Origin of the sequence: Chryseobacterium sp. WLY505 (assembly GCF_030846215.1) — a bacterium.
GTDB lineage: Bacteria > Bacteroidota > Bacteroidia > Flavobacteriales > Weeksellaceae > Chryseobacterium.
In genome coordinates this window covers 206,882-228,637 of the sequence record NZ_JAVCWI010000006.1, presented here as the reverse complement: position 1 = coordinate 228,637, position 21,756 = coordinate 206,882, and the positions used below count along the sequence as shown (strand labels likewise).

Here is a 21,756-nt window from a genome sequence, read left to right as displayed (position 1 = left end):
TTCTGGGTTTAAAGTTTAAAGCAAAAGACTCTTATTTTTTCCTTGGATCATAAAATTCAATAGGAGCGGGCCTTAGCCCGCTTTATTTTTATGCTTCAATTTGGGCTTTAGCCAAAACTTACAATCTTTCGCATTTCAAAAGAAATCTACATAGCCTTTAGGATAGAAAAAATAATAGAGAATTTATTTCCAGATCTTTTATTATAAGCTTTGGCTAAAGCCAATGGTATTGTATTAATTTTGAAGATGGGGCTTCCTTCGTCTATGCTCAGGATTATAGCCCGTCCCTATTGAATATATGATGGCCAATAATCTGTGCGATCCGTGCAATCCGTGGGATAAAAGAATAATATTCCTACAATATAAGCTATCCCCAAAATACCATTCTGACGAAGGAAGAATCTTATTAGTATTTTAAACATGAGATTCTTCACTACATTTCATTCAGAATGACAAACTACAAATTATTTGACTTTGGGGTTATATTTCAAAAAAACAAAAAAATCCCCGGTTTCGGCCAAAAATCCTTTCATCATTTTTTTAACCGTGATAACATTAGTATTTTTGCAGCAAATTAGTCACATGCAAAATTATTTAGAATTCAATTTCAAGATTTCTCCATTGCAACCTTGGAACGAGATATTAATGGCAGAACTTATAGAAATAGGTTTTGACAGCTTTACAGAAGAAATTAACGGAATCTTGGGATATATCCAGACAGATTTGTTTCACGAAGATCAGCTGAAAGCCCTTCCAATCTTTGAAAACGAAAACGTAAAAATCGAATATTCGTTCGAAGAAATGCCAAACATCAACTGGAATGAAGAATGGGAAAAGAATTTCTCTCCGATCAATATCGATGATAAAGTATTGATCAGAGCAGAATTCCATGAATCTGTACCAGAAATGCATGAAATTATCATTCAGCCTAAAATGTCTTTCGGAACGGGACATCACCCAACAACCCACTTGATGATCCAGCAAATGATGGATATTGATTTCAATGGTAAAAAAGTATTGGATATGGGATGCGGAACTTCCGTATTAGCCATTTATGCCAAACAGCAGGGAGCTGGAGATACAAAAGCAATCGATATTGATGAGTGGTCAGTAGAAAATTCAAAAGAAAATGCAGTAAGAAATAATGTAGAACTGGATATCGAACAGGGAACTGCTGAAAATCTGGGCAAAGAGAATTATGATATCATTTTAGCCAATATCAACAGGAATATCCTGATTTCAGATATTCCGACTTACGTTTCAGTATTGAATGAAGGAGGAAAATTATTGCTTTCAGGACTATGCTTCTTTGATGTAGATGATATTCTGGAAGTATGCAAAGAAAGCGGCCTGGAACTTAAAAAGAAATTACAGCGTGAAGAGTGGGTAAGCCTTCTGCTTGAAAAATAACACACCAAAAAACAAAATACGAATATGAAAACTTTATGGACAGCTTTATTTTTACTGATGCTGCAGTTTTTTACAGCACAGGAAAATGAAGTATATGCAGATGGTATCTTTAGCTTTGAAGAAAATAAAGCACAGAAGATCTTTACAAATTGGACCCGCGTGCGATCAGATGCCGGAGTGAATGCTCAGATTGTAGATTCATTGCAGGTGAACCAGCAGGTAATGATTCTTCAAAAGGATAATGCAGTCCTGAAACTGGGAGAAAGAAATGCTAATTGGTATAAAATATCTTATCAGAAAGGAGAGAATATATTGGAAGGATATATCTGGGGTGGCAATCTTTGTGTAGGCTACCGCAATAAGAACGGGTATGATTTCCTCTTTGGACTTTCCAAAACAATCGACCGGAAGAATAAAGAAATCAATGAGATTGAAAAGCAGAATATTGCCGGAATAAAAGTATTGGAAGGAAATACACTTCTTGATGAGGTGTATTTTGATACCGGAAGAGGAGAGGAGTTGAGTTCAGCAGCATTCAATATAGAAAGTAATCACAAACTGCAAAATGTTGAATTCACCTTAAAAGCAATGGTTTCCGGAGAAGCTTGTGGAATAGCAAGTTATGATCAGTATGTTCTTTTTAAAGATAAAAAGTTGATTGTCCTTCCGCAATTGACAAACGTAGGAGATGCCGGTGCTTTTTATCACAGTGAAGAATATATTTTTCCTAATGATAAAGGGGGCATTCCAGATGCATTCATCTTAAAGGTAGAAGATATGGAAGTGGATGAAAAAAACAGAGAGAAGAAAAAGCATTCTTCCAGAACTTATGTTTGGAATGGAAATACATACAAACTGAAATAAAATCAGTATGCTGGAAATTATAAATCCCTCAATTTGTGGTTGGGGGATCTAGTATAATTTCAGCAGTTTATTTTCGATTTATCAAGATGATCACATCTATTGAGCGTCAGATATTGATTTGATAAATTGATAAAGATCCGTCTCTGTTTCAAGGTGTAATTTTTTACGTAAACGGTATTTCTTTGTCTGTACAGATCTGTGTTCCATAGAAGAGTACTGTGCAATTTCTTTTGAAGAGAACCCCAGGCATATCATAGCACAGAAAGATAAATCTGATAAGGAAAGATTAGAGTTGATTTTTAAAAGCTGCTGACAGACTTCAGGATAAGTTTCCTGAAATAATGCTAGAAAACCTGCACTGTTTTTCTTTGCCAGTTGGATAATCTGCTCGTGATTTTCATTAAGCTTTCTTTTTAAAATTTTGGCTTCTTCTTCGTGCTGAAGAATAATGGTTTTGCTTTCCATCAGTCTTTTTTTCTTTCTTTTAAACTGGAAATAAAAATAAAAGAACAGCAACAAAACAAGTAAAAATAAAATCCCTCCATACCATAAGGCTTTCTGAAATTTAGTTTTTTGTTTTTCTTCTTCTTTCTTTGATATTTTATTAAACGCTAATGTGATCGCTTTGCTTTGGTCATTATCTATGCTGTCTTTTAACGAGGTTGCTTTGTCTAAATATTCAACTTCTTTCTCAGCTACTTTAAGCTCTTTGTACAATGAAGCAAGTAATTTGTAATTATTTAAAACCAGCTGAGGTCTGTTGATTTCTTTCGCCAGTTCAATAGACTCTATAATAGCGTCGATAGCCTCATTATTTTTTTTCTGAACCTGCATAAAACTGCTATAATCATATAGAACTACTGCTCTTTGGTACTTATTATGCTTAAATCTTTTGGTTTCCAGCAGATCAAAGGCTTTTTTTAAATAATGCCTCGCTGAATCTGAATTCAAGTTGTATTTTGTATAGTGATAGGCTACATGTGCAATATCTAAAGGATTAGGATCTACTTTAATGGCCTTATGAAGGTAAATGAGTGAGGAATCAGGCCGTTCATTTCCGTTGAAATAAACAGCTCGTGTTGAATAGACATACCGTAAAAAAAAACGACAGTCCTGATTATCTTTTTTTAATCTTAAAGCAGATTTCATGGCTTTTAAATTATAATCTAAAGCCATTTTAGGTAGATTCATCCTGCTATAGACCTGTGAATACTCCTGATTAATTTTACCATCAAGAAAGTCATCATTAATCTTTTTTGATTTTTCCTCAGCATAGTTCAGATATTCTATGGCCTTTTTAAATTCTCCTATCAGCCAGAGACGATTCGCAATATTGGCATACCCCCAGGCTTCTCCTTTAGGATATTTGTTGCGAATAGCTTCTTTTATAATCTTTTGATTCCAAATGATCAGATCTTTATTAGATATTCTGGTTCTAAGCTCTTCATTTGTTTTGATGAGTAAGGTATCTATTTGCTGTTTATTATAGTTTTGTGGGAATAGTTTTGAACAGCAAAATGTAAAAATCAGGCAATAGATTATTCTATTAATGTTTTTCAAAGAGTTCGTGGTCATAGAATAAATACTGTATTAAAGATAATTACAAGAGTCGGATATGATGCAAGTGAATTCATTAGAATATAGGCAGTAGTTTATCAATTCCTGTTGTTAACCACAATACCCCTGTAAAAAACAGGTGAGATTATTAATCCCACCTGTTGGCATCATAAAGGTTTTTTGATCATTCTTGTGTTTTAGAATCGATAATTGGCTGCAATTTCAAAAAAAGAAAAGAATTAAGAAAATTATAGAATACATCATAGGTACATCATGTGATTTTTGTTTTATCTGTAAGGGTTGCTATCAGGTTGTATGTATGGTGTATGTTTATTGCTTGAATGCATTGTGTGAGGGCTTTGTAATGAAAGTTGCTGTTGCGCCAGCATTAAATGAAATCTGAAAAGAAAAATGAAAAAAAACAGAATTTGATATGGCTTTTTATTTACCAAGATATTTTTAGGGTATCAGATGTACATCAGTATCCCATTAAAATGGTCTTTGTTGTCCATTTTAATGGGGCTATTTTATCCAATATGAATAATCTCTTTTTGTTTGATGAGAATACAACAAAAAAAATCACTATTTCCAGTAAGTCTTTGAGTGAGCGCGAAAGGATTCAAACCTTTGCCGTCCCGATTGAAATCGGAATGCTCTATCCGGTCTGATTAATAACTGGTTATTGTAGGGTAATAAAAAACAAAAAAGACTTACTAAAAATAGTAAGTCTTTAAGTGAGCGCGAAAGGATTCGAACCTTTGACCGTCTGCTTAGAAGGCAGATGCTCTATCCAGCTGAGCTACGCACCCTAAATTTTATAAGTCGGGGCGGCAGGATTCGAACCTGCGACCTCCTGGTCCCAAACCAGGCGCGATGACCGGACTACGCTACGCCCCGAGGGTGTCATCAGTAACGATATTTACTTCGTTTTTGCGGTTGCAAAGGTACAATACTTTTTGAAATAAAAAAATAAAATTATGAATAATTTTTAATTAATTTTTAATGACTGACTTTTGATCCATTCTACTTATTTAAAAATCATTGCCTTAGAATGTTTTTATAATCCAATGCCAAAAATGGTTCATTGTACATAATTCGAGGAAAAACAAAAAAGATTTACTGTATCCAGTGAGTTTTTGAGTGAGCGCAAAAGTATTCGAACCTTTGCCGTCCCGATTGAAATCGGGATGCTCTATCCGTTTTGCTTTTGCTTTACCAATGATTTTAAAAAGTAATAAAAACAAAAAAGACTCACTGTTTCCAGTAAGTCTTTAAGTGAGCGCGAAAGGATTCGAACCTTTGCCGTCCCGATTGAAATCGGGATGCTCTATCCAATCTGATTAATCACTGGTTGTTGTAGGGTAATAAAAACAAAAAAGACTCACTGTTTCCAGTAAGTCTTTAAGTGAGCGCGAAAGGATTCAAACCTTTACCGTCCCGATTGACATCGGGATGCTCTATCCAATCTGATTAATCACTAGTTGTTGTAGGGTAAATAAAAGCAAAAAAGACTCACTGTTTCCAGTAAGTCTTTAAGTGAGCGCGAAAGGATTCGAACCTTTGACCGTCCCGATTGAAATCGGGATGCTCTATCCAATCTGATTAATCACTGGTTGTTATAGGGTAAATAAAAGCAAAAAAGACTCACTGTTTCCAGTAAGTCTTTAAGTGAGCGCGAAAGGATTCGAACCTTTGCCGTCCCGATTGAAATCGGGATGCTCTATCCGGTCTGATTAATAACTGGTTATTGTAGGGTAATAAAAAACAAAAAAGACTTACTAAAAATAGTAAGTCTTTAAGTGAGCGCGAAAGGATTCGAACCTTTGACCGTCTGCTTAGAAGGCAGATGCTCTATCCAGCTGAGCTACGCACCCTAAAATTTTATAAGTCGGGGCGGCAGGATTCGAACCTGCGACCTCCTGGTCCCAAACCAGGCGCGATGACCGGACTACGCTACGCCCCGAAAGGGTCATCAATAACGAATTTTACATCGTTTTTAGGGCTGCAAAGTTGCGATTCTTTTTGTAATAAAAAAAGAAAATAAGGTATAATTTTTAATTAATTTTTTATGCACTCTTTTTTATTAACTTTACCTTGTTAATAACCATTGATTTAGCCCGCTTAAAAATGCTGAAAGAATTTTCTTTTTTTTTGCTCACATTCAACATTCTTATCCCAAAATATAAAAAAACAGGATGGAAAGTAGGAGTTCGTTTTCCTCTGTTCTGTTGTTTTTTGATGATGATGTATTCTTGCTGTAAGAACCAGGAATTTGTTAGTCACACTATTGCAAATACATCACTGAGTTTACCCAAATCAATGGTCATTAAAAAAGAACGGGCTGAAGATTCCCAGGTATATAGCATTAATGCTGGAAATAAGCATGTTGGATATATTTACTATGGTGACTATAAACCTTTTGAAGAAAATTCTTTTTTCATTACAGATGATAAAGAATTATATGGAAAATATAAAAATAGGGAGTTAAAAGCGTATTTTTCTGATAATTCTGATAGAGATTACAGAAACGGAATTTATAATGTTAATTATTATTACTACGATACAATCAATAAGCATAGAGCTCAGATTATGATGCCGAAAAAAATGGATAAGGGACTTATTGGGATTCATTTTGACAGTGTAGATATTCATCAAAAGAAAATGGCAATCATTATCAATGATTTGAGTGAGGAGAATAAAGAATTATTTTTAAAAGTTTTTAAAACTATTAAATTCAATCCGTAAATATCCCATATGAAATCATGGCTATCATGTTCAAGACTCATCATTGGTCTTTCTGCAGTGCTTTCTCTCTTTATTGCATGTAATAAGGAATATACAAGCCCTTACGGATACGATTACATTAAGGTGTACAAGTATAACAAAGAACCATGGGATTCTGATGCGGAGAAAAATAAGATTTATATAACTGAATTATCCGATCAGGACAGTATTCTCTACCCCAAAATAGGAACATTGAATTTTACGTTTATAGATTCTCTAAAACCGAGCAGGAAAACCGATTCTCTGTTCTTTAAAGGAAAGTATGAAGAATATTCCCCGAGACCCAACTGTCCGGCAGGAAATAATCATATTTTATTATTTTACAAGGGATCTGATTTAAAATATGTTGCAAAGTTCAGTGTTTATTGTGATGAATGTTTTTTAATCAATCATACTACCCGCGAGACATATTACATAAAGGTCGGATATGATAAAATTATGAAGCTGGTCAGCCCTGTTTCCCATTAATATTGATGAAAAATAAATTAAATAGAAATGACCATTATTCAATTGCATATACTCGACTGGTATGATGATATGATGACATCTTGGATTTCATTGGAAAATGATTCTTATATTTTTACCTGTATTCAGAAGGATTTTACAAACGGAGAGAAAATATATTATGGGGTAAAAACAGATGAAAAATCATCTGAACAGATTCAGAATATTATAGAGAAGAAGACCTTTACTAAAAAGGATTGGAGTACCATAAATCTTATTTTTGAAGAGAATAACAAAAGTGATAATGTATTTTTATTGAGAACAGTATCATTATCCGTGGGTTCAGATATTACTTTTAGTAAAGTGAAAAATTCAGATATCAGAACGATTAAGCTTCCTGTTGATATTTCAACACTATATACTTGATATACTTGTCTGTATAGAGATTTGTAGAAAGCAGGTAGTTGCTGACTAAAATAAGAATTAATGAAAGATATATTTGAGTTTAAAATTGTAATTCATGAAGATATGCCGGGGAATCTGGTAGACCGTTTCATTGCTTTTATTGAAGACTGGTCAGTGAATTGGGGAGGTGGCTGTTCAGATAATCAGATCAATGGAGGATTGTATGCTGATGAAAATATAATAATTAATATCAATGATTTTGTGAGAGAATTTGTTGCATTTTTTTTACACCTGGACATTACGATACAGAATATTGAGATGAATATAGAAAATTTTTATTTTTATCGTTTTGATCATAATGTTTTTATTGAAAATTATTCTTCGCTACCTGTCAATATTGGCTGTTGGGAGTTATAATTATTCCAGAGAAAACTGAAATACCTTACAAAAAAACATTAGTGTTTTATGAAGAAATATAGAGATATTCATCATCATTACCTTTCAAATTTTTTTAAAGAGAGTGAATTGAACTATGATAGTTTCTGGTTGTTTTATAACCATGAAGACGGAATTCAAATGGAATCCTTTTTTCCTGATCAGAAGGTTTATACTTTTTTGTGGGAGTATTCAAATCCGGATATTATAATAAAGATTGATGAATGGAAAAGAGCTTTCAGAAGAAATAATATTGAGATTGTACAGGAAGATAAGCTGCATACCCGAAACTATTTGTCAGGAGAGCGAAAAGTATATCTGGATTGCCTTGAAACCAGTCTTGTGACAGCAGATGAAAAATTTAAAGACCTTACTGCATATGATACCGGACAACGTTTTGTTCAGATCGTAGCCGATGAAAATATCTCTTTTACGGATATTGATTTAAGTTTTCTGGAAATAACAGATACAGCAGATAAATTTAGAGCTTTGATCAGGATTCTGGATACAGATGGTATTCAGGCGCTCATCTTAAATGGCTACCATCATCGGAGAGAATTACTTAAAGTTTGCATTGTGAAGAAGGAAGAAGACTGCATACCACCAATGGAATTTTTGTCCTTACCTATTTTTGAAAATACTTATGTAGCGATACCGTTTAACTGGTGAGAATAGTATAAATATAATTGCTTCAGTACGCATATAGAATGAATTTTTTAAGATTAGAAATAATAAATAGAAATAAGAGTTTAGTAGTCATATTGGTTATTATTGTTTTTGTATTCTTATACAAACTGATATTTTCGTCAAAAAACGAAGGTAGTTTTTTAGATGAAATTAGAGAAAAGGATATAAAATCAATAATTAGAAAAAAGTATATGAATCATGATAATCACAATATACCATTTCTGGTGTATGGCAATCAAGATAGTATTTTAGTTTACAGAGATTGGTGGGATAAAGTTATGGTTGGAGACTCGATAATAAAACCCAAAGGATCTTTAGAAGTGATTATAAAAAATTCTGATAAAATTGAAAAACTGGATTATGAAGATCAGTTTGGTTTAGAGGGGCAATGATTTAATATATTTGGTTTTAGCCAATATCAATAACCCCGTTCCGCAAATTCTCCCGACTTTGAGGTGAAAAAAACAAATAGTTTAATTTGATATTACAAAAACCTTGCATTTTGCGAGGTTTTTGTAATTAAACAAGCCTTTCTAATCCCTATATTTGCTCCATGAAACGATTAATGCTGCTGTACGTACTTTTCCCTGTATTTCTATTCTCACAGACTACCGGAAAAGTGATCAAAATTTCAGACGGAGATACTATTACTTTACTGTTAAAAGGTAATCAACAAAAAAAAATCAGATTAGCCGAAGTTGATTGTCCGGAAAGCGGACAGGCGTTCGGTAAAAATGCGAAACAGTTTACTTCTGCTCAAGTATTCGGGAAAACGGTAAGCTTTGTTGAAACCACTACAGACCGTTATGGAAGATCCATTGCGAAAGTGTACTATGACGATGGAAAATACCTTTCCAAAGAACTGATCAAAGCAGGATTGGGATGGTGGTATTTTTCCTACTCAAAAGATGCGTCTCTGGGCAAAATTCAGGAAACTGCAAAACTTAAAAAAATGGGTCTGTGGCAGGATATTAATGCTATGGCTCCCTGGGACTACCGTAAAATGAAACGTGAGCTTAGAAATAATAAGAAAATCGAAGCGGCTAAGAACGGAACAAAAATAAAAGGAGTTGCTTAAATATTCTAAAGGATAGAAGAAAAAACAAAAACTGTCTCAAAAAAATGAGGCATTTCAAAATATGTCTGGTAATGTCAACCAGGCGACAACGGAATTTGAAACCAAATACAAAAAGTCTTAATTTTATTACTAAAAATTACTCTTCTTAAAAACAAAAAACCTCACAATAAAAATTGTGAGGTTTTTTGTGAGCGCGAAAGGATTCGAACCTTTGGCCGTCCCGATTGAAATCTGGATGCTCTATCCAATCTGCTTTACAATGATTTTTGAGTAAGGAATAAAACAAAAAAGACCTACTAAAAATAGTAAGTCTTTATGTGAGCGCGAAAGGATTCGAACCTTTGACCGTCCCGATTGAAATCGGGATGCTCTATCCAATCTGCTTTACAGTAATTTTTGAGTAAGGAATAAAATAAAAAAGACCTACTAAAAATAGTAAGTCTTTATGTGAACTTGACAGGATTATCCTCGAACTCTTTGGTTGCTGACCTTAATTGGATTTTACGGGTATTTTGTTGATTATATTGGTTAAGATAGTTTGATTCCTGTACTAAATTGATTTTAAGGTTTTGATATTTGTGAACTTTACTTTTACTAAAGGAAATATATTACGAGGTTGGGATATAAATGTTAAATTAAAAATACGGCAGATTATTAATCTGTCGTATTTAAATTATAAGGCGTTATATTATTTTTTTTTAAATCAAGCATATAGTATATGGAAAAGGGTTTATAGATTAGGCTTATATTTGATTGGAAAAAAACGGCATTTAGTAGATCAGTCCAATATGCGATTTTTTTGGCCGATAAACTTATTGAAAATATGATTTAACGGCAAAAATGTCTCAATAAATAAATGTCAAAGATAGAATAGAAATTCCAATTAATATCTTAATGGAAATATTGAATTATGAGGAATTGTATAATTAAGCTTCTGGCTATAATTTAATATTGTTGTTTATTATTTTTATTTCAATTAGACGAAGAATCAAATGCTTTATGCCTTAGTGTATTACCCATTTTGTGTTTTTAATCACTTATAAAACTGGTCTTGTATTGATATTTTTAATTACTTTTAACCGTTGAAAAATTAGAAGAATCCTTAATAATTGTATGTAAGAGCCTTCTGATTTAAGGAAGTTTAAATTAATTTATTTTGGCGGAAGTCAAATAATATTGTAAGCGTTATTCCTAAAATAGAACATTAAGATTTTGCAGATGATGACTAAGATAATTTCTGATTTTAAAATATATAGAATAAAGCATTAATTCTAATGCATTTCTTTGAGTTAGTATTTTAAATAATTTTAGAGCCAAATCTTTTTTAAGATTTTAAATGAAAGAACAAAAAGAGAAATATAATTTACCAGAGAGCTGGTGTTGGGTTACTATAGGAGACCTTGGTATCGTTGTTAGCGGTGGCACTCCATCAACAAAAGAACCTTTGTTTTGGGGGAATGAAATCAATTGGATCACGCCAGCTGATTTATCCGGGAATAAAGAAAAGTATATATCAAAAGGTGGCAGATATATATCGCAAATTGGATTAGATAACTCTTCTGCATACATGTTACCAAAGGGTAGTTTGTTGTTTTCATCAAGGGCTCCTATTGGTTATATGGCGATTTCTCAAAATGAGTTAGCAACAAATCAAGGATTTAAAAATCTCATCCCCCTAGAATCATCCTATGTAGATTATATTTATTATTATCTGCAATTTTCTAAAGAAAGTATCTTAAGTCGGGCAAGCGGAACAACATTTCCAGAATTATCTGCAACAGCTTTTCGTAGTATTCCTATTCCATTACCCCCGTTAAAAGAACAAATAAGAATTGTATTTAAATTAGAAGAAATATTAAGTAGTCTTGAAAAAAGTAACGTACAGTTAGACCTGAGTTTTAATAAATTAAATCTTCATAAAAGGACATTTTTTAGATCTTTATTAGAGAGAAAAATGTCATCAACAAGTTTTGTAGAAAGAAAATTTGAAGATTGTGTGATAAACTGCAATAATAAACGAATTGCTTTAAGTAGCTCAGTACGAAAAGGAAGGACTGGAAAGTATAGATACTATGGTGCTACAGGTGTAATTGATTACATTGATGATTATATTTTTGATGGTAAGTATCTTTTATTAGGAGAGGATGGGGCAAATTTATTAAGTAAAGCTAAAGATTTATCTTTTATTGTAGAAGGTAAATTTTGGGTAAATAATCATGCTCATATTGTTCAAGTGAAAGAGCATATTCTTATTGAATATCTCAGTTTTTATTTCAATTCATTAGATATTACTGAATATGTAACAGGTACTGCCCAACCTAAATTGAATCAAGCAAATCTTAATCGTATACCCATATTAATACCTTCATTTGATGAACAGTTGGCAATTGTTGAGCAAATGCAACAAGCTTTTTCTATTATTGAAGAAACAGAAAAAGTAATCAAGAAAGTACATACTCAAATAGATTTATTTAGGCAGACGATTCTCAATAAAGCATTTACAGGTAAATTAGTAGAGCAAGATCCTGTTGATCAGCAAGTTAGTGTTTTGCTTGATCAGCTTAAAGCTGAAAAAGAAAAGTATTTAGTAAAAGAAAAGGAAAAGAAGAATAATTCAATAAAGATCAAAATTATGCTTGAAAAATCAAAGTCAATTCTCGAAATATTGAACGAGAATAAAAAACCTATTCCTTCAAAACAACTTTGGCTGGCCTCAGATAAAAAAGACGATATTGAAGAATTTTATGCAGAACTAAAGAAGTTTATTGAATCGGGAGATATTGTTGAATTACCTAGAAACGGCAGAGAAACTTTTTTAAAATTAGCTGATAAATCATGAGAATAGATCAGGTATATATAGAAGATTATAAGAACTTAAAACAGTTCACAATTAATCTAGATGAAAACGAGATGAAAACTGTTTTACTCGGACCGAATGCTTCAGGTAAATCTAATTTTATCGAAGCTTTGATCTTAATTTTTAAATATCTAGATTTAAGTACAGAGTCGAAAAGGCAATCGACAAGTTTTGACTATAATATTATTTATAAAATTCAGAATAACATAATTAATATAACCTGCCAAAAAGGAAATTACGTTATTCTAGTGAATGACGAAAAGCAAACATTTAAATCTTTCTTTTCGAATGAAGCTAAAGCAAAATACCAACCGAAATATGTATTTACTTATTACTCTGGATTAAGTAATAAACTGAAAGAACTTTTTTGGGATCACCAAAATAATTTCTATAACAAAATAATTGGAGACGATTTTAAAGATACAGAACTTGATTCTTTAAGAAAACTTTTTTATGTACAATTGGTTCATTCATACTTTGTTTTATTGGCTTATTTTACTCACGAGGAAGAAGAAAGTTTAAATTTTCTAAATGATGTGTTAAATATTAAAGATATTGAATCTATTCTTTTTGTTCTTAAAATGCCAAAGTGGGCGGAAAGTAGGATTAAAAATAATCCAGATGATATTTTTTGGACAGCAAAAGGATTGGTTAGACCTTTCTTAGAAAAACTATGGGAATTGTCTCTTGCACCAATATATAATGATGAGAAAATAAGAATAGATTTTGCTGATATTGAAGATCAAAAAAGACTTTACCTATATTTAAAAGGCAAAGATAAATTACAAGAATTAGCTAAGATTTATACGAGTAATACAGCCTTGTTCAAAGCGTTGGAAAGTACGTACATTTCCAAACTGATAGCAGAAGTTAGAATAAAAGTTCAAAAAAAGAATGTTGATGGTAGTATTACTTTTAAGGAATTGAGTGAAGGAGAGCAACAATTACTCACAGTATTAGGATTACTAAAATTCACAAAAGATGATGATTCATTAATTTTGCTAGATGAACCAGATACTCATCTAAATCCTATTTGGAAATGGAGATATTTAGAATTTTTAGATAAAGTTGTTGACCGCCCATCAACAACTCAAATAATAATGAATACACATGATCCTTTGGTAATTGGGAATCTAACGAAAGAGGAAGTCAGATTATTCAGAACAACTGCTGATGGCCAAGTTACAGTAGAAGAACCAGAAATAGACCCAAGAGGATTAGGAGTTGAAGGTATACTAACTAGTGAGTTGTTTGGTTTACCAACCACAATTGATGAATTTACTCAAGGTAAATTGGATCAAAGAAATGAGTTGTTAGTAAAACAGCAAAATGGAAGACTCTCAGAGCAAGATCAAGAGAATTTGAGAAAGCTTTTTATTGAATTGGAAGATTTAGGTTTTGGAAATACATTTAGAGATCCTCTTTATCAAAAATTCATAATAGCTTATAAAAATCGCATTAAAGAGCAGGGAAAAAATAGCTTTACTAAAGATGAATTAGACCAACAAAATGCTTTAGCTATGGAAATTCTCGAAGAAATATCAAAAGAAGAAGAAAATGATTCACATTGATAGAACAGGGTTTGAGCCTGATATTGAATGGATAAATAAGGCTGATTCATTAACGTTGCAGCTTATTAACGCTGTGGATATTGCTACCCGTAATCAAATTATAGATGATAATCAAGCAATCTGGGGTGAACTAAAAGATTTTCTATTATCCATATCAAATGAAAAGTGTTGGTATTCCGAAGCCAAAGACAAATATAACCATTTACATGTGGATCATTTTAGACCTAAAAAAATTGCTTTGGGACTTGACAAGAAAGATAAAGGTGGTTATTGGTGGTTAGCGTTCACTTGGACTAATTATAGAGTTTGTGGAGGAGCTGGCAATGTACGGAAACGTGATAAGTTTGCTGTAAGGAGTAATAAATCAAATGATCCCAATACACCAATTGAAGATGAACTTGTGTATTTTCTAGATCCTTGTGAAGAAGAAGATGTTCTAAAAATAACATTTAATCCTAAAGGTGAGGTTACTCCCATTAAAACAACTGGATGGGATTTTGAGAGGGCTGATTATACAATAAAGAGTCTTAATTTGAATTTTAAGAAATTGAAGGAAGCTAGACAAGATATTTGGATTAAAGTTTCAACAATTGTTTCCGAAACGCAAAATTTAATGGATTTGAATAATACAAATCCTAGTGCTTTAAGAAGAGGACAAATAAAGGAGAAATTAAAACAATTAAAGGATTTCGTACAACCAAGCGCAGAGTTTTCAGCAACTGTCAAAGCTTGTTTGGTTAGTATGGGTTTACCATGGGCTTCTAAAATAGCAGCATAAAATAAAATGATATGTCAACATCTACTATAGCACAAAAAATTTGGTCATACTGTGATACTCTTCGTGATGACGGATTGGGTTATAATGACTATTTGGAACAGTTAACTTATTTGCTATTTCTAAAAATGGCAGATGAAAATAAAAGTAAATATAATTTACCTGATATATGTAACTGGAAAGAATTAATATCTAATTCTGGTGGTTCACTTTTAGAACAATATGAGCAAATATTGAAAACTCTTGCCGAATCGGGCGGAATGCTTGAAAAGATTTTTGCTAATGCTCAAAATAAAATACATGATTCAGTAAAACTAAGAAGATTACTTCAACTTATTGATGAGGACAATTGGTCTTCAACAAATTCTGATGTTAAAGGAGAAATTTATGAAACATTATTACAAAAAAATGCTGAGAATAGTGGAGCAGGGCAGTACTTTACCCCGAGACCTGTTATCCAAGCTATGGTTGAATGTATTAAACCAATTCCTGGAGAAACCATTGCAGATCCGTCCTGTGGTACAGGTGGCTTTTTTTTAGGTGCGCTGAATTACATTCATGAGAATAACAAACTGTCAGAAGATGAAGAAAATTTTTTGAAGTTTGATACATTTCATGGTTGGGAGATTGAAAAAGCTACAGCGAGATTGTGTTTGATGAATTTATATTTACATGGTATCGGAGATCTGCAAAAAACGCCAGATATACAAGTCTCAGATAGTTTGAATCCTAAGAAAGTAAATAAAGAAGTTCCCAAAGTAAAAATAGTATTGGCTAATCCTCCTTTTGGTAAAAGTAGTAGTGATGTACCAACAACTGATGAAAATCAAGCAAAAAAAGATGGGTATTTTTTCCGTCAAGATTTTTGGGTTACTACAAGTAATAAACAACTGGCATTTTTACAACATATTGTAGCTATGCTAGAAGAAGATGGTCGTGCCGCAGTAGTACTTCCTGATAATGTCTTATTTGAGGGGGGCGCAGGGGAAATTATTCGGAAAAAACTACTCGAAGAAACAAATTTACATACTATTTTGAGACTACCCACAGGCATATTTTACGCGCAAGGAGTCAAATCTAATGTTTTATTTTTCGAAAAGAAGAAGAATTACGACAAGATTGGTACGAAGGAAATATGGTTTTATGACTATCGAACAAATGTCCATCATACACCTAAAAATAATCCAATAACATTTAAGCATCTATCGGATTTCGTTGAGAGTTATGAGGTAGGCAAAAAAAATGAACGCAAAGAATCTTGGACTATTGATAATCCTCATGGTCGTTGGCGTAAATATTCTTATGAAGAGATTATTGGAAGAGATAAAGCAAATTTTGATTTATTTTGGCTTAGAGATGACAATACTATTGATTTAGATAATCTTCCAAATCCAGAATTATTAATTGATGATATTATAGAAAATATTGAAAGTGCTTTAGCTAATTTTAGAACAATTAAAGATTCTTTATGTTAATAATTTTAAAGGTAATAACTAATATAATTCGTTAGCAATAGTAAAAAATAAATCTTAAGGTAGCTACTCAGTAGATTTTTGTACATGAACAACTTATCCGTCCATTATTGAAGAATATGGGGACTTAATGGTCGACTCGGAAACTAAGGATGATACCCCAAGTTGCTCACTTGCAGAGTCTCTTCGAAAACAGGACTTATTTATTAACTCTACTTTGGCTCAAATGGGAGCTTCCCTCCTATGGAATCTTCTAAGTACGGGTATGACTGAAAATCGAGGATTTTTTATGAACCTTAAAAATTTCAGATCCCAACCCATTCCCGTAGGCAGTTGAAAAACTGCCGCGGCCAAAAGCCAACGGCTTTTGGCGCAAAAATCGGATGCAACGACTGTCAATTCTCTTTCATGTTCCTTACATTTCCAGCCGTTGCGGGCTTGTCGTGGGATACAGAGTATTCCAGAAGCTTCGCAAAAATATTTTTAGAGCGAATTTTATCTCAAGAACTATAAATTCAAAAAAATATCTTCCATTTTAAAATACCGTATTTATACTATATTAATTTATCTCATTAAGATTTATCTTTAATATAGACATCTCATGTCGTAGCCATATCAAAAAAACTAGTTAACCAAATTCGAATCTTATGAGAATTAAAATCAAAAATGCAGTAGATAAGCTCTTAGCTTTATCTGACACTGCAAAAAAAAGCATTGAGTTTAGCCATAACAACCCACATCTAAAAGGGAAATCGGTCAAAGGAAAAGTATTTTTAGCCGACGATAACACCGTCCAGATAGCTTTGACGAAAATAGTTGGTTATAGTCCTCAATATGCAAACAGATCAGCAAGTTTACTTTTAAAAGATGCCTTGTTCCAAGGTTTCGGTGTTGGTAGTATCCTCTGGACAGAAGAAGACCCAAGAACCATTGGTGATGTTTTACCCGAAGGAACACAATATTTTGGCGTTGGTTCTGCTCCACGTCTCGACTGCGGAGGATGGTCACTGTCAGATGACGTCCCTGTGGAATTCTTGAGAACCGAGGATGGTGCTTGTAAAGCTGGGTCAAGAGTTACGTATTCACTATTTAAAGTCAGATAATAATGAAAAATAGCAAATTTATCTTCAGTCTGATATTAATAAGTTTAATATCCTGTAAAAGTCCGCAGCCAATGTTGAACAATTTGTATCATGGACAAATTGGTAATCAAAATACAGATCTACCTGTTATTGAAGTAAAAGTCGGTATAGTGCCATATAAAGCCTCTTCACAAAAACCTGAGCAGTCAAAACTACTATGGGATCTGCCAGACAGTCTCTCCTATCATCTCCTGAAAGAAATTAGCGCAAAGACAAAGAATCCCGAAGATATAATTTCATTGATGTCGAAGCCGATATATCCACCAGAGAAAGAGTCACCTAAAGAATTACCGACTGATTATACGGAATATAAAGTAAGACTTGTATTTTCAAATATAAAACGATATTTCATCGATCCAAAGTTTACCCATCCCAATACAAGACTTGCCTACCTGAATACTTCACTATCAATACCGCCCGATCGGCATGGGATAGTCTTTAAAAGCATTGATAAGTTGGAGAATGAATTCGAAGAAGTAGACCTCGGTGATATTTCAAGAAACCAGTCTGCGACATTCAATTCAAAATTGACAGCAACAGGGCAGATCGGTTCCAGTATCGATAATACAAATGCTTCTTCTTCGAATAACAGTAGGAAATCGTCGAATGCTGATGAGAATACCGTTTACAATAAAGATGGTAAAGAAATTGGGAAGATCAATAACTCTGGGGATCTTGTACGTTCCAACAGCAATAGCAACACTACGACAACAAAAAGCGGAGCATCGGCAAATATTACAGGAGAGGTTGGGTACATCAATATCGAAACAATTAATGAAGCAAAACGGGTTAAATTACAGCGTATGAAAGCAGGGTTCTCTTTTAGTCCAAATGAAATTGTTGTTTCACAAGAAGGTAGGCAAAATGGTGACATTTCTAATAATGTCTTCGTTGATGCAACAATCAAATTTACAGGTCAAGAATTAACGGATGACAAACCTATATTTACTTTTAAAAACCTGTTTAATGACAGATTTCAGCCAACGCCAGCAGAGGAAATCAATTTCGATAATAGAACAATTAGTTACGTCAAATGCAATGGAAGTATTCCCCTTCAGCTTAATGTCAAATTTGAAGGCTTATTGCGGGCTGTTGATAATCTGGAAGATCAGACAGGTGAAAACAATCTTGAATTTGATGATAAAGTTACTATGTATCATCTTAAAGAAAGAGAAGGAACAAGTGCCGTTTTAGATCCTATCATCTTCTGCAAATCCGCATACAGGGTAATGGCGAAAACAACAGACGGCAAAACATTATACATGCGGATTTCATGGCGAGGTGACAGCCAATTGTACCTGTTTTCGGAAGAAAAACCAGAAGAGTTCATGAGATGGCTGGAGTTGCAGATCATTAATGGAAATCTGAAAAATTTAAGTACAAATAGATTTCAGCTGTATTTTCCTATTTCTGGAGGTGGCAAGTTATATGTTGTAAATGAAAAAATGACTGCGGAAGATCTTGCAAAACTTCGAGAATTAAAAGAGTGGAATCTTGAAGCAGCGATTAAGTAAAGAAAGGTCTGGATGTTATTTTACATTCAGACCTTCTTTTATTATAAAAAATATACATCGCAGGTTCACTCATTTCTTTTGTTCATTCTCACAGTTTCTGAGGAATTCAGAAAAATTTATGCCTGCTACTGAACTGAAAACAATTGAAAAACTTTGTCTGGTATTAATACCGCATTCTCTCGCAAGTGCAGTACTGGAGTATTTTTGATACTTCGGATCACTTGCTATTTTGTCCATTATGTAACCTATCCGCAGTTCATTGAGATAACGGTTGAAATTTACTTTTTTATGCTCGTTTAAAACTGCCGATAAATTTTCTTCGCTCACACCAAAACTAACTGCCACATCTGCAATTTTAAGATATTCTTTACTTAATTCAAACTGCTCCAGGTTTAGAAGTATACTTTCAATGACTTCCAGATCAATATAAGTTTTTTTATATTCTCTTGTCCTACAACTACATTAAATGAAATGATTTCCGCTTGTATTATTAGGAGTAAAGTCCTTGTAGCAGATATATTATATCAATTTTATTTAAAAATTCTCGGTGACTATCTGATTTTGGGTATAAAATGTGCGTTCGTGTCTCATTATCATATGTTTAAAAATATTAATCTTGTTGTAGATTTAACAAACATTATTCATATGAAAACAGCCTATTTATATGTCCGTGTAAGTACGGACGAACAAAAAAGAAAAGGTTATTCCTTACCTGAACAGGAGGACAGGTTATTGAAATATTGTAGATATAACAATATCGAAGTTAAGGGGATTTATCGCGAAGACTTCTCAGCTAAGAATTTCAATCGGCCTGAATGGAAAAAGCTATTCGCAACAGTTAAGCACAAATCACCAAAGGAAGAAGCTAATATATTGTTTATTAAATGGGATCGATTTAGCCGTAATGTTGAGTATGCCTATGAAATGATAGGTATGCTTAGAAAATATAAAACAACAGCAATGGCTATTGATCAGCCTGTAGATTTTGCAGTACCGGAAAGCACGGTTATGCTTGCTGTGTACCTTTCTGTACCAGAAGCTGAAAACAGTAGGAGAGCCCAGAATACAGCAAATGGTATTCGTCGGGCGAAACTAATGGGTAGGTATACTAATAAGGCTCCACTAGGATTTATTAATCTGACACTTTTAGATGGAAAAAAAATAATTGCTCCTAAACAACCAGAGGCAGAAATTATAAAATGGGTATTCTATCAACTTTCAAAAAATATTCATAAGATAGAAGAGATCAGAAAAATGGCGACTGATAAAGGTTTGATATGCTCACGATCGCATTTTTTTAGGTTGGTACGTAATCCGGTTTATTGTGGTCTTATATCGGTAAATATTAGCGCTGAGGAACAACAAATGGTTAAAGGAATGCATGAGGGATTAATTTCCGAAAGCCAGTTTTATGACGTACAGCGTATTATTACAACGAAAAGACAAGTTACCGCTAAAGCAGATACTCTAAAAGCAACATTTTTTCTAAGAGGATTCTTAATATGTCCCCACTGTAATCAAAAACTTAGTGGAAGCTTTTCTAAAGGCAAAACCAAAAAATATCCCTATTATCACTGTCATGGGCGATGTAAGACAAGAATAAATGCAATTCTTCTCAATGAATGTTATCAGAATAAACTTCAAGAACTAATATTATCAAATAATGCAGCTGAATTATTCAATAGTATTTTAGAAGATCAGAATATAAAAACACAGAAAACAAACTATTTACATGAACGGATGTTGGCAGAGAGAAAATTGAAAGAAGAAGGATTAACTCTTTCCCAAGCTAGAAAGCTATTTGTAGCAAGGATTTTGAAACTGGACGATTACAATGAATTAAAAAAAGAGAACCAGGTTAATTCTCAATGCTTAAAAAAAGAGTTACGTAATATCAATACTAAATTAAGAGATATTGATAGGCAGGAACAGTTGGAAGGCAAATTATTTTTGGATCTTTTTCACGGATTTTCGGAATTTGATATAGCTGATAAAAAGCATGTTGTGAGTTTGATTCCTCCTGTTAATGTTGACTACCAAAAAGGGAGTCTTTCTTTAGATCTAAATGATGCATTATTAAAAGTACTATTGAAAAAAGCTAATCGAAAAAATATGAAAAATGAATTTCACTTATAAAAAAATATCAATTGAACAGGCAATTGCCCTGTTAGCAAAAAATGGCATTAAAGTAGATGATGAAGAAATAGCAGTTATATTGGACCTGCTTTATCTTATTTCAAAAAATTACAAAAAACCAGAAAAAAAGATAGTATAACCCTAAGGAGATTTCGAATTTGCGGAAAAGTCCTATAGGAAATATATTGAGGCTCTTCTAGATAATTTCAAACAAGTAATAGAAGAATTCTAGCTTCAAAAATCGAACTCTAAATATCCCAATTGTAAAAGTTTGGGCCACAGATTTTTATGGGTATAAAAAATGAGACAACTTTTTAAAAGTTGTCTCATTAAGTGAGCGCGAAAGGATTCGAACCTTTGACCGTCTGCTTAGAAGGCAGATGCTCTATCCAGCTGAGCTACGCACCCTTAAAAGTTGATTCTCGCTTAGTAAATAAGCACATTAAAAAGTCGGGGCGGCAGGATTCGAACCTGCGACCTCCTGGTCCCAAACCAGGCGCGATGACCGGACTACGCTACGCCCCGAATATATAAGAAGAGCGGAGGGTAAGGGATTCGAACCCTTGCGACACTTTCGCGTCGACAGTTTAGCAAACTGCTCCGTTAACCACTCCGGCAACCCTCC

General features: G+C 33.2%; 19 protein-coding genes, 7 tRNA genes and 1 pseudogene. 18 read left to right on the top strand and 9 right to left on the bottom strand.

The window, feature by feature from the left end:
• Positions 1-582 precede the first annotated feature (582 nt).
• Positions 583-1,410 (top strand): 50S ribosomal protein L11 methyltransferase, encoded by an 828-nt coding sequence (prmA, locus tag RAH34_RS14690; protein ID WP_114822573.1) that lies wholly within the window; start codon positions 583-585, stop codon positions 1,408-1,410.
• 24 nt (positions 1,411-1,434) lie between these two features.
• Positions 1,435-2,274, top strand: a complete 840-nt coding sequence (locus tag RAH34_RS14685) for an SH3 domain-containing protein (protein WP_306596610.1) — start codon at positions 1,435-1,437, stop codon at positions 2,272-2,274.
• A gap of 96 nt (positions 2,275-2,370) precedes the next feature.
• On the opposite strand, the gene RAH34_RS14680 is transcribed toward RAH34_RS14685, so the two are convergent.
• From RAH34_RS14680 to RAH34_RS14660, 5 genes are all read right to left on the bottom strand, one after another.
• Entirely contained in the window at positions 2,371-3,849 is a 1,479-nt protein-coding gene (locus tag RAH34_RS14680) for a hypothetical protein (protein ID WP_306596609.1), read from the bottom strand.
• A 717-nt stretch (positions 3,850-4,566) separates the two neighbouring features.
• A tRNA-Arg gene (locus RAH34_RS14675) sits at positions 4,567-4,640 on the bottom strand.
• Between the two features lie 13 nt (positions 4,641-4,653).
• Positions 4,654-4,728 (bottom strand) — tRNA-Pro (locus RAH34_RS14670).
• 903 nt (positions 4,729-5,631) lie between these two features.
• Positions 5,632-5,705, bottom strand: a tRNA-Arg gene (locus RAH34_RS14665).
• Positions 5,706-5,719: 14 nt separating this feature from the next.
• Positions 5,720-5,794 (bottom strand) — tRNA-Pro (locus RAH34_RS14660).
• Between the two features lie 356 nt (positions 5,795-6,150).
• On the opposite strand from RAH34_RS14660, the gene RAH34_RS14655 reads away from it, so the two are divergent.
• The 14 genes and pseudogenes from RAH34_RS14655 to RAH34_RS14590 all read left to right on the top strand — a co-directional run bounded on the left by RAH34_RS14655 (position 6,151) and on the right by RAH34_RS14590 (position 18,995).
• The gene (locus RAH34_RS14655) at positions 6,151-6,576 is read left to right on the top strand and encodes a hypothetical protein (protein ID WP_306596608.1); all 426 of its coding nucleotides are present in this window, start codon (positions 6,151-6,153) and stop codon (positions 6,574-6,576) included.
• Positions 6,577-6,585: 9 nt separating this feature from the next.
• Positions 6,586-7,083, top strand: coding sequence for a hypothetical protein (locus tag RAH34_RS14650; RefSeq protein ID WP_306596607.1), 498 nt, complete (start codon positions 6,586-6,588; stop codon positions 7,081-7,083).
• Between the two features lie 27 nt (positions 7,084-7,110).
• Positions 7,111-7,485 carry a hypothetical protein gene (locus tag RAH34_RS14645; RefSeq protein WP_306596606.1) on the top strand — a complete coding sequence of 125 codons (375 nt, stop codon included), beginning with the start codon at positions 7,111-7,113 and terminating at the stop codon, positions 7,483-7,485.
• Positions 7,486-7,545: 60 nt separating this feature from the next.
• Positions 7,546-7,881: a hypothetical protein gene (locus tag RAH34_RS14640; protein WP_306596605.1), complete on the top strand. Its 336-nt coding sequence runs from the start codon at positions 7,546-7,548 to the stop codon at positions 7,879-7,881.
• Positions 7,882-7,929: 48 nt separating this feature from the next.
• A complete protein-coding gene (locus RAH34_RS14635; RefSeq protein WP_306596604.1) occupies positions 7,930-8,568 on the top strand; it encodes a hypothetical protein in 639 nt (212 codons plus the stop codon).
• Between the two features lie 38 nt (positions 8,569-8,606).
• The gene (locus RAH34_RS14630) at positions 8,607-8,978 is read left to right on the top strand and encodes a hypothetical protein (RefSeq protein WP_306596603.1); all 372 of its coding nucleotides are present in this window, start codon (positions 8,607-8,609) and stop codon (positions 8,976-8,978) included.
• Positions 8,979-9,139: 161 nt separating this feature from the next.
• Positions 9,140-9,664: a thermonuclease family protein gene (locus tag RAH34_RS14625; RefSeq protein WP_306596602.1), complete on the top strand. Its 525-nt coding sequence runs from the start codon at positions 9,140-9,142 to the stop codon at positions 9,662-9,664.
• A 1,336-nt stretch (positions 9,665-11,000) separates the two neighbouring features.
• The gene (locus RAH34_RS14620) at positions 11,001-12,503 is read left to right on the top strand and encodes a restriction endonuclease subunit S (protein WP_306596601.1); all 1,503 of its coding nucleotides are present in this window, start codon (positions 11,001-11,003) and stop codon (positions 12,501-12,503) included.
• On the top strand, positions 12,500-14,092 hold the full coding sequence (locus RAH34_RS14615) for an AAA family ATPase (protein ID WP_306596600.1): 1,593 nt from the start codon (positions 12,500-12,502) through the stop codon (positions 14,090-14,092). Before RAH34_RS14620 ends, RAH34_RS14615 begins: the two co-directional genes overlap by 4 nt.
• Positions 14,079-14,870 (top strand): hypothetical protein, encoded by a 792-nt coding sequence (locus RAH34_RS14610; protein ID WP_306596599.1) that lies wholly within the window; start codon positions 14,079-14,081, stop codon positions 14,868-14,870. The genes RAH34_RS14615 and RAH34_RS14610 overlap by 14 nt, the downstream gene beginning before the upstream one ends.
• A gap of 11 nt (positions 14,871-14,881) precedes the next feature.
• A complete protein-coding gene (locus RAH34_RS14605; RefSeq protein ID WP_306596598.1) occupies positions 14,882-16,342 on the top strand; it encodes a class I SAM-dependent DNA methyltransferase in 1,461 nt (486 codons plus the stop codon).
• A 97-nt stretch (positions 16,343-16,439) separates the two neighbouring features.
• Positions 16,440-16,676, top strand: a pseudogene (locus RAH34_RS14600) (hypothetical protein); the annotation flags it as partial.
• 310 nt (positions 16,677-16,986) lie between these two features.
• On the top strand, positions 16,987-17,442 hold the full coding sequence (locus tag RAH34_RS14595) for a hypothetical protein (protein WP_306596597.1): 456 nt from the start codon (positions 16,987-16,989) through the stop codon (positions 17,440-17,442).
• Positions 17,443-17,723: 281 nt separating this feature from the next.
• Entirely contained in the window at positions 17,724-18,995 is a 1,272-nt protein-coding gene (locus tag RAH34_RS14590; RefSeq protein ID WP_306596596.1) for a hypothetical protein, read from the top strand.
• A gap of 69 nt (positions 18,996-19,064) precedes the next feature.
• Here the strand turns inward: RAH34_RS14590 and RAH34_RS14585 are convergent, their stop codons facing one another.
• Entirely contained in the window at positions 19,065-19,340 is a 276-nt protein-coding gene (locus RAH34_RS14585) for an AraC family transcriptional regulator (protein WP_306596595.1), read from the bottom strand.
• A gap of 300 nt (positions 19,341-19,640) precedes the next feature.
• On the opposite strand from RAH34_RS14585, the gene RAH34_RS14580 reads away from it, so the two are divergent.
• Both RAH34_RS14580 and RAH34_RS14575 read left to right on the top strand, forming a co-directional pair.
• Positions 19,641-21,131, top strand: a complete 1,491-nt coding sequence (locus RAH34_RS14580; protein WP_306596594.1) for a recombinase family protein — start codon at positions 19,641-19,643, stop codon at positions 21,129-21,131.
• Positions 21,115-21,270: a PTS sugar transporter subunit IIBC gene (locus RAH34_RS14575; protein WP_306596593.1), complete on the top strand. Its 156-nt coding sequence runs from the start codon at positions 21,115-21,117 to the stop codon at positions 21,268-21,270. The genes RAH34_RS14580 and RAH34_RS14575 overlap by 17 nt, the downstream gene beginning before the upstream one ends.
• Positions 21,271-21,465: 195 nt before the next feature.
• On the opposite strand, the gene RAH34_RS14570 is transcribed toward RAH34_RS14575, so the two are convergent.
• The 3 genes from RAH34_RS14570 to RAH34_RS14560 form a co-directional block, all read right to left on the bottom strand.
• Positions 21,466-21,539: transfer RNA gene (locus RAH34_RS14570), tRNA-Arg, on the bottom strand.
• Between the two features lie 42 nt (positions 21,540-21,581).
• Positions 21,582-21,656, bottom strand: a tRNA-Pro gene (locus tag RAH34_RS14565).
• A 15-nt stretch (positions 21,657-21,671) separates the two neighbouring features.
• A tRNA-Ser gene (locus RAH34_RS14560) sits at positions 21,672-21,756 on the bottom strand.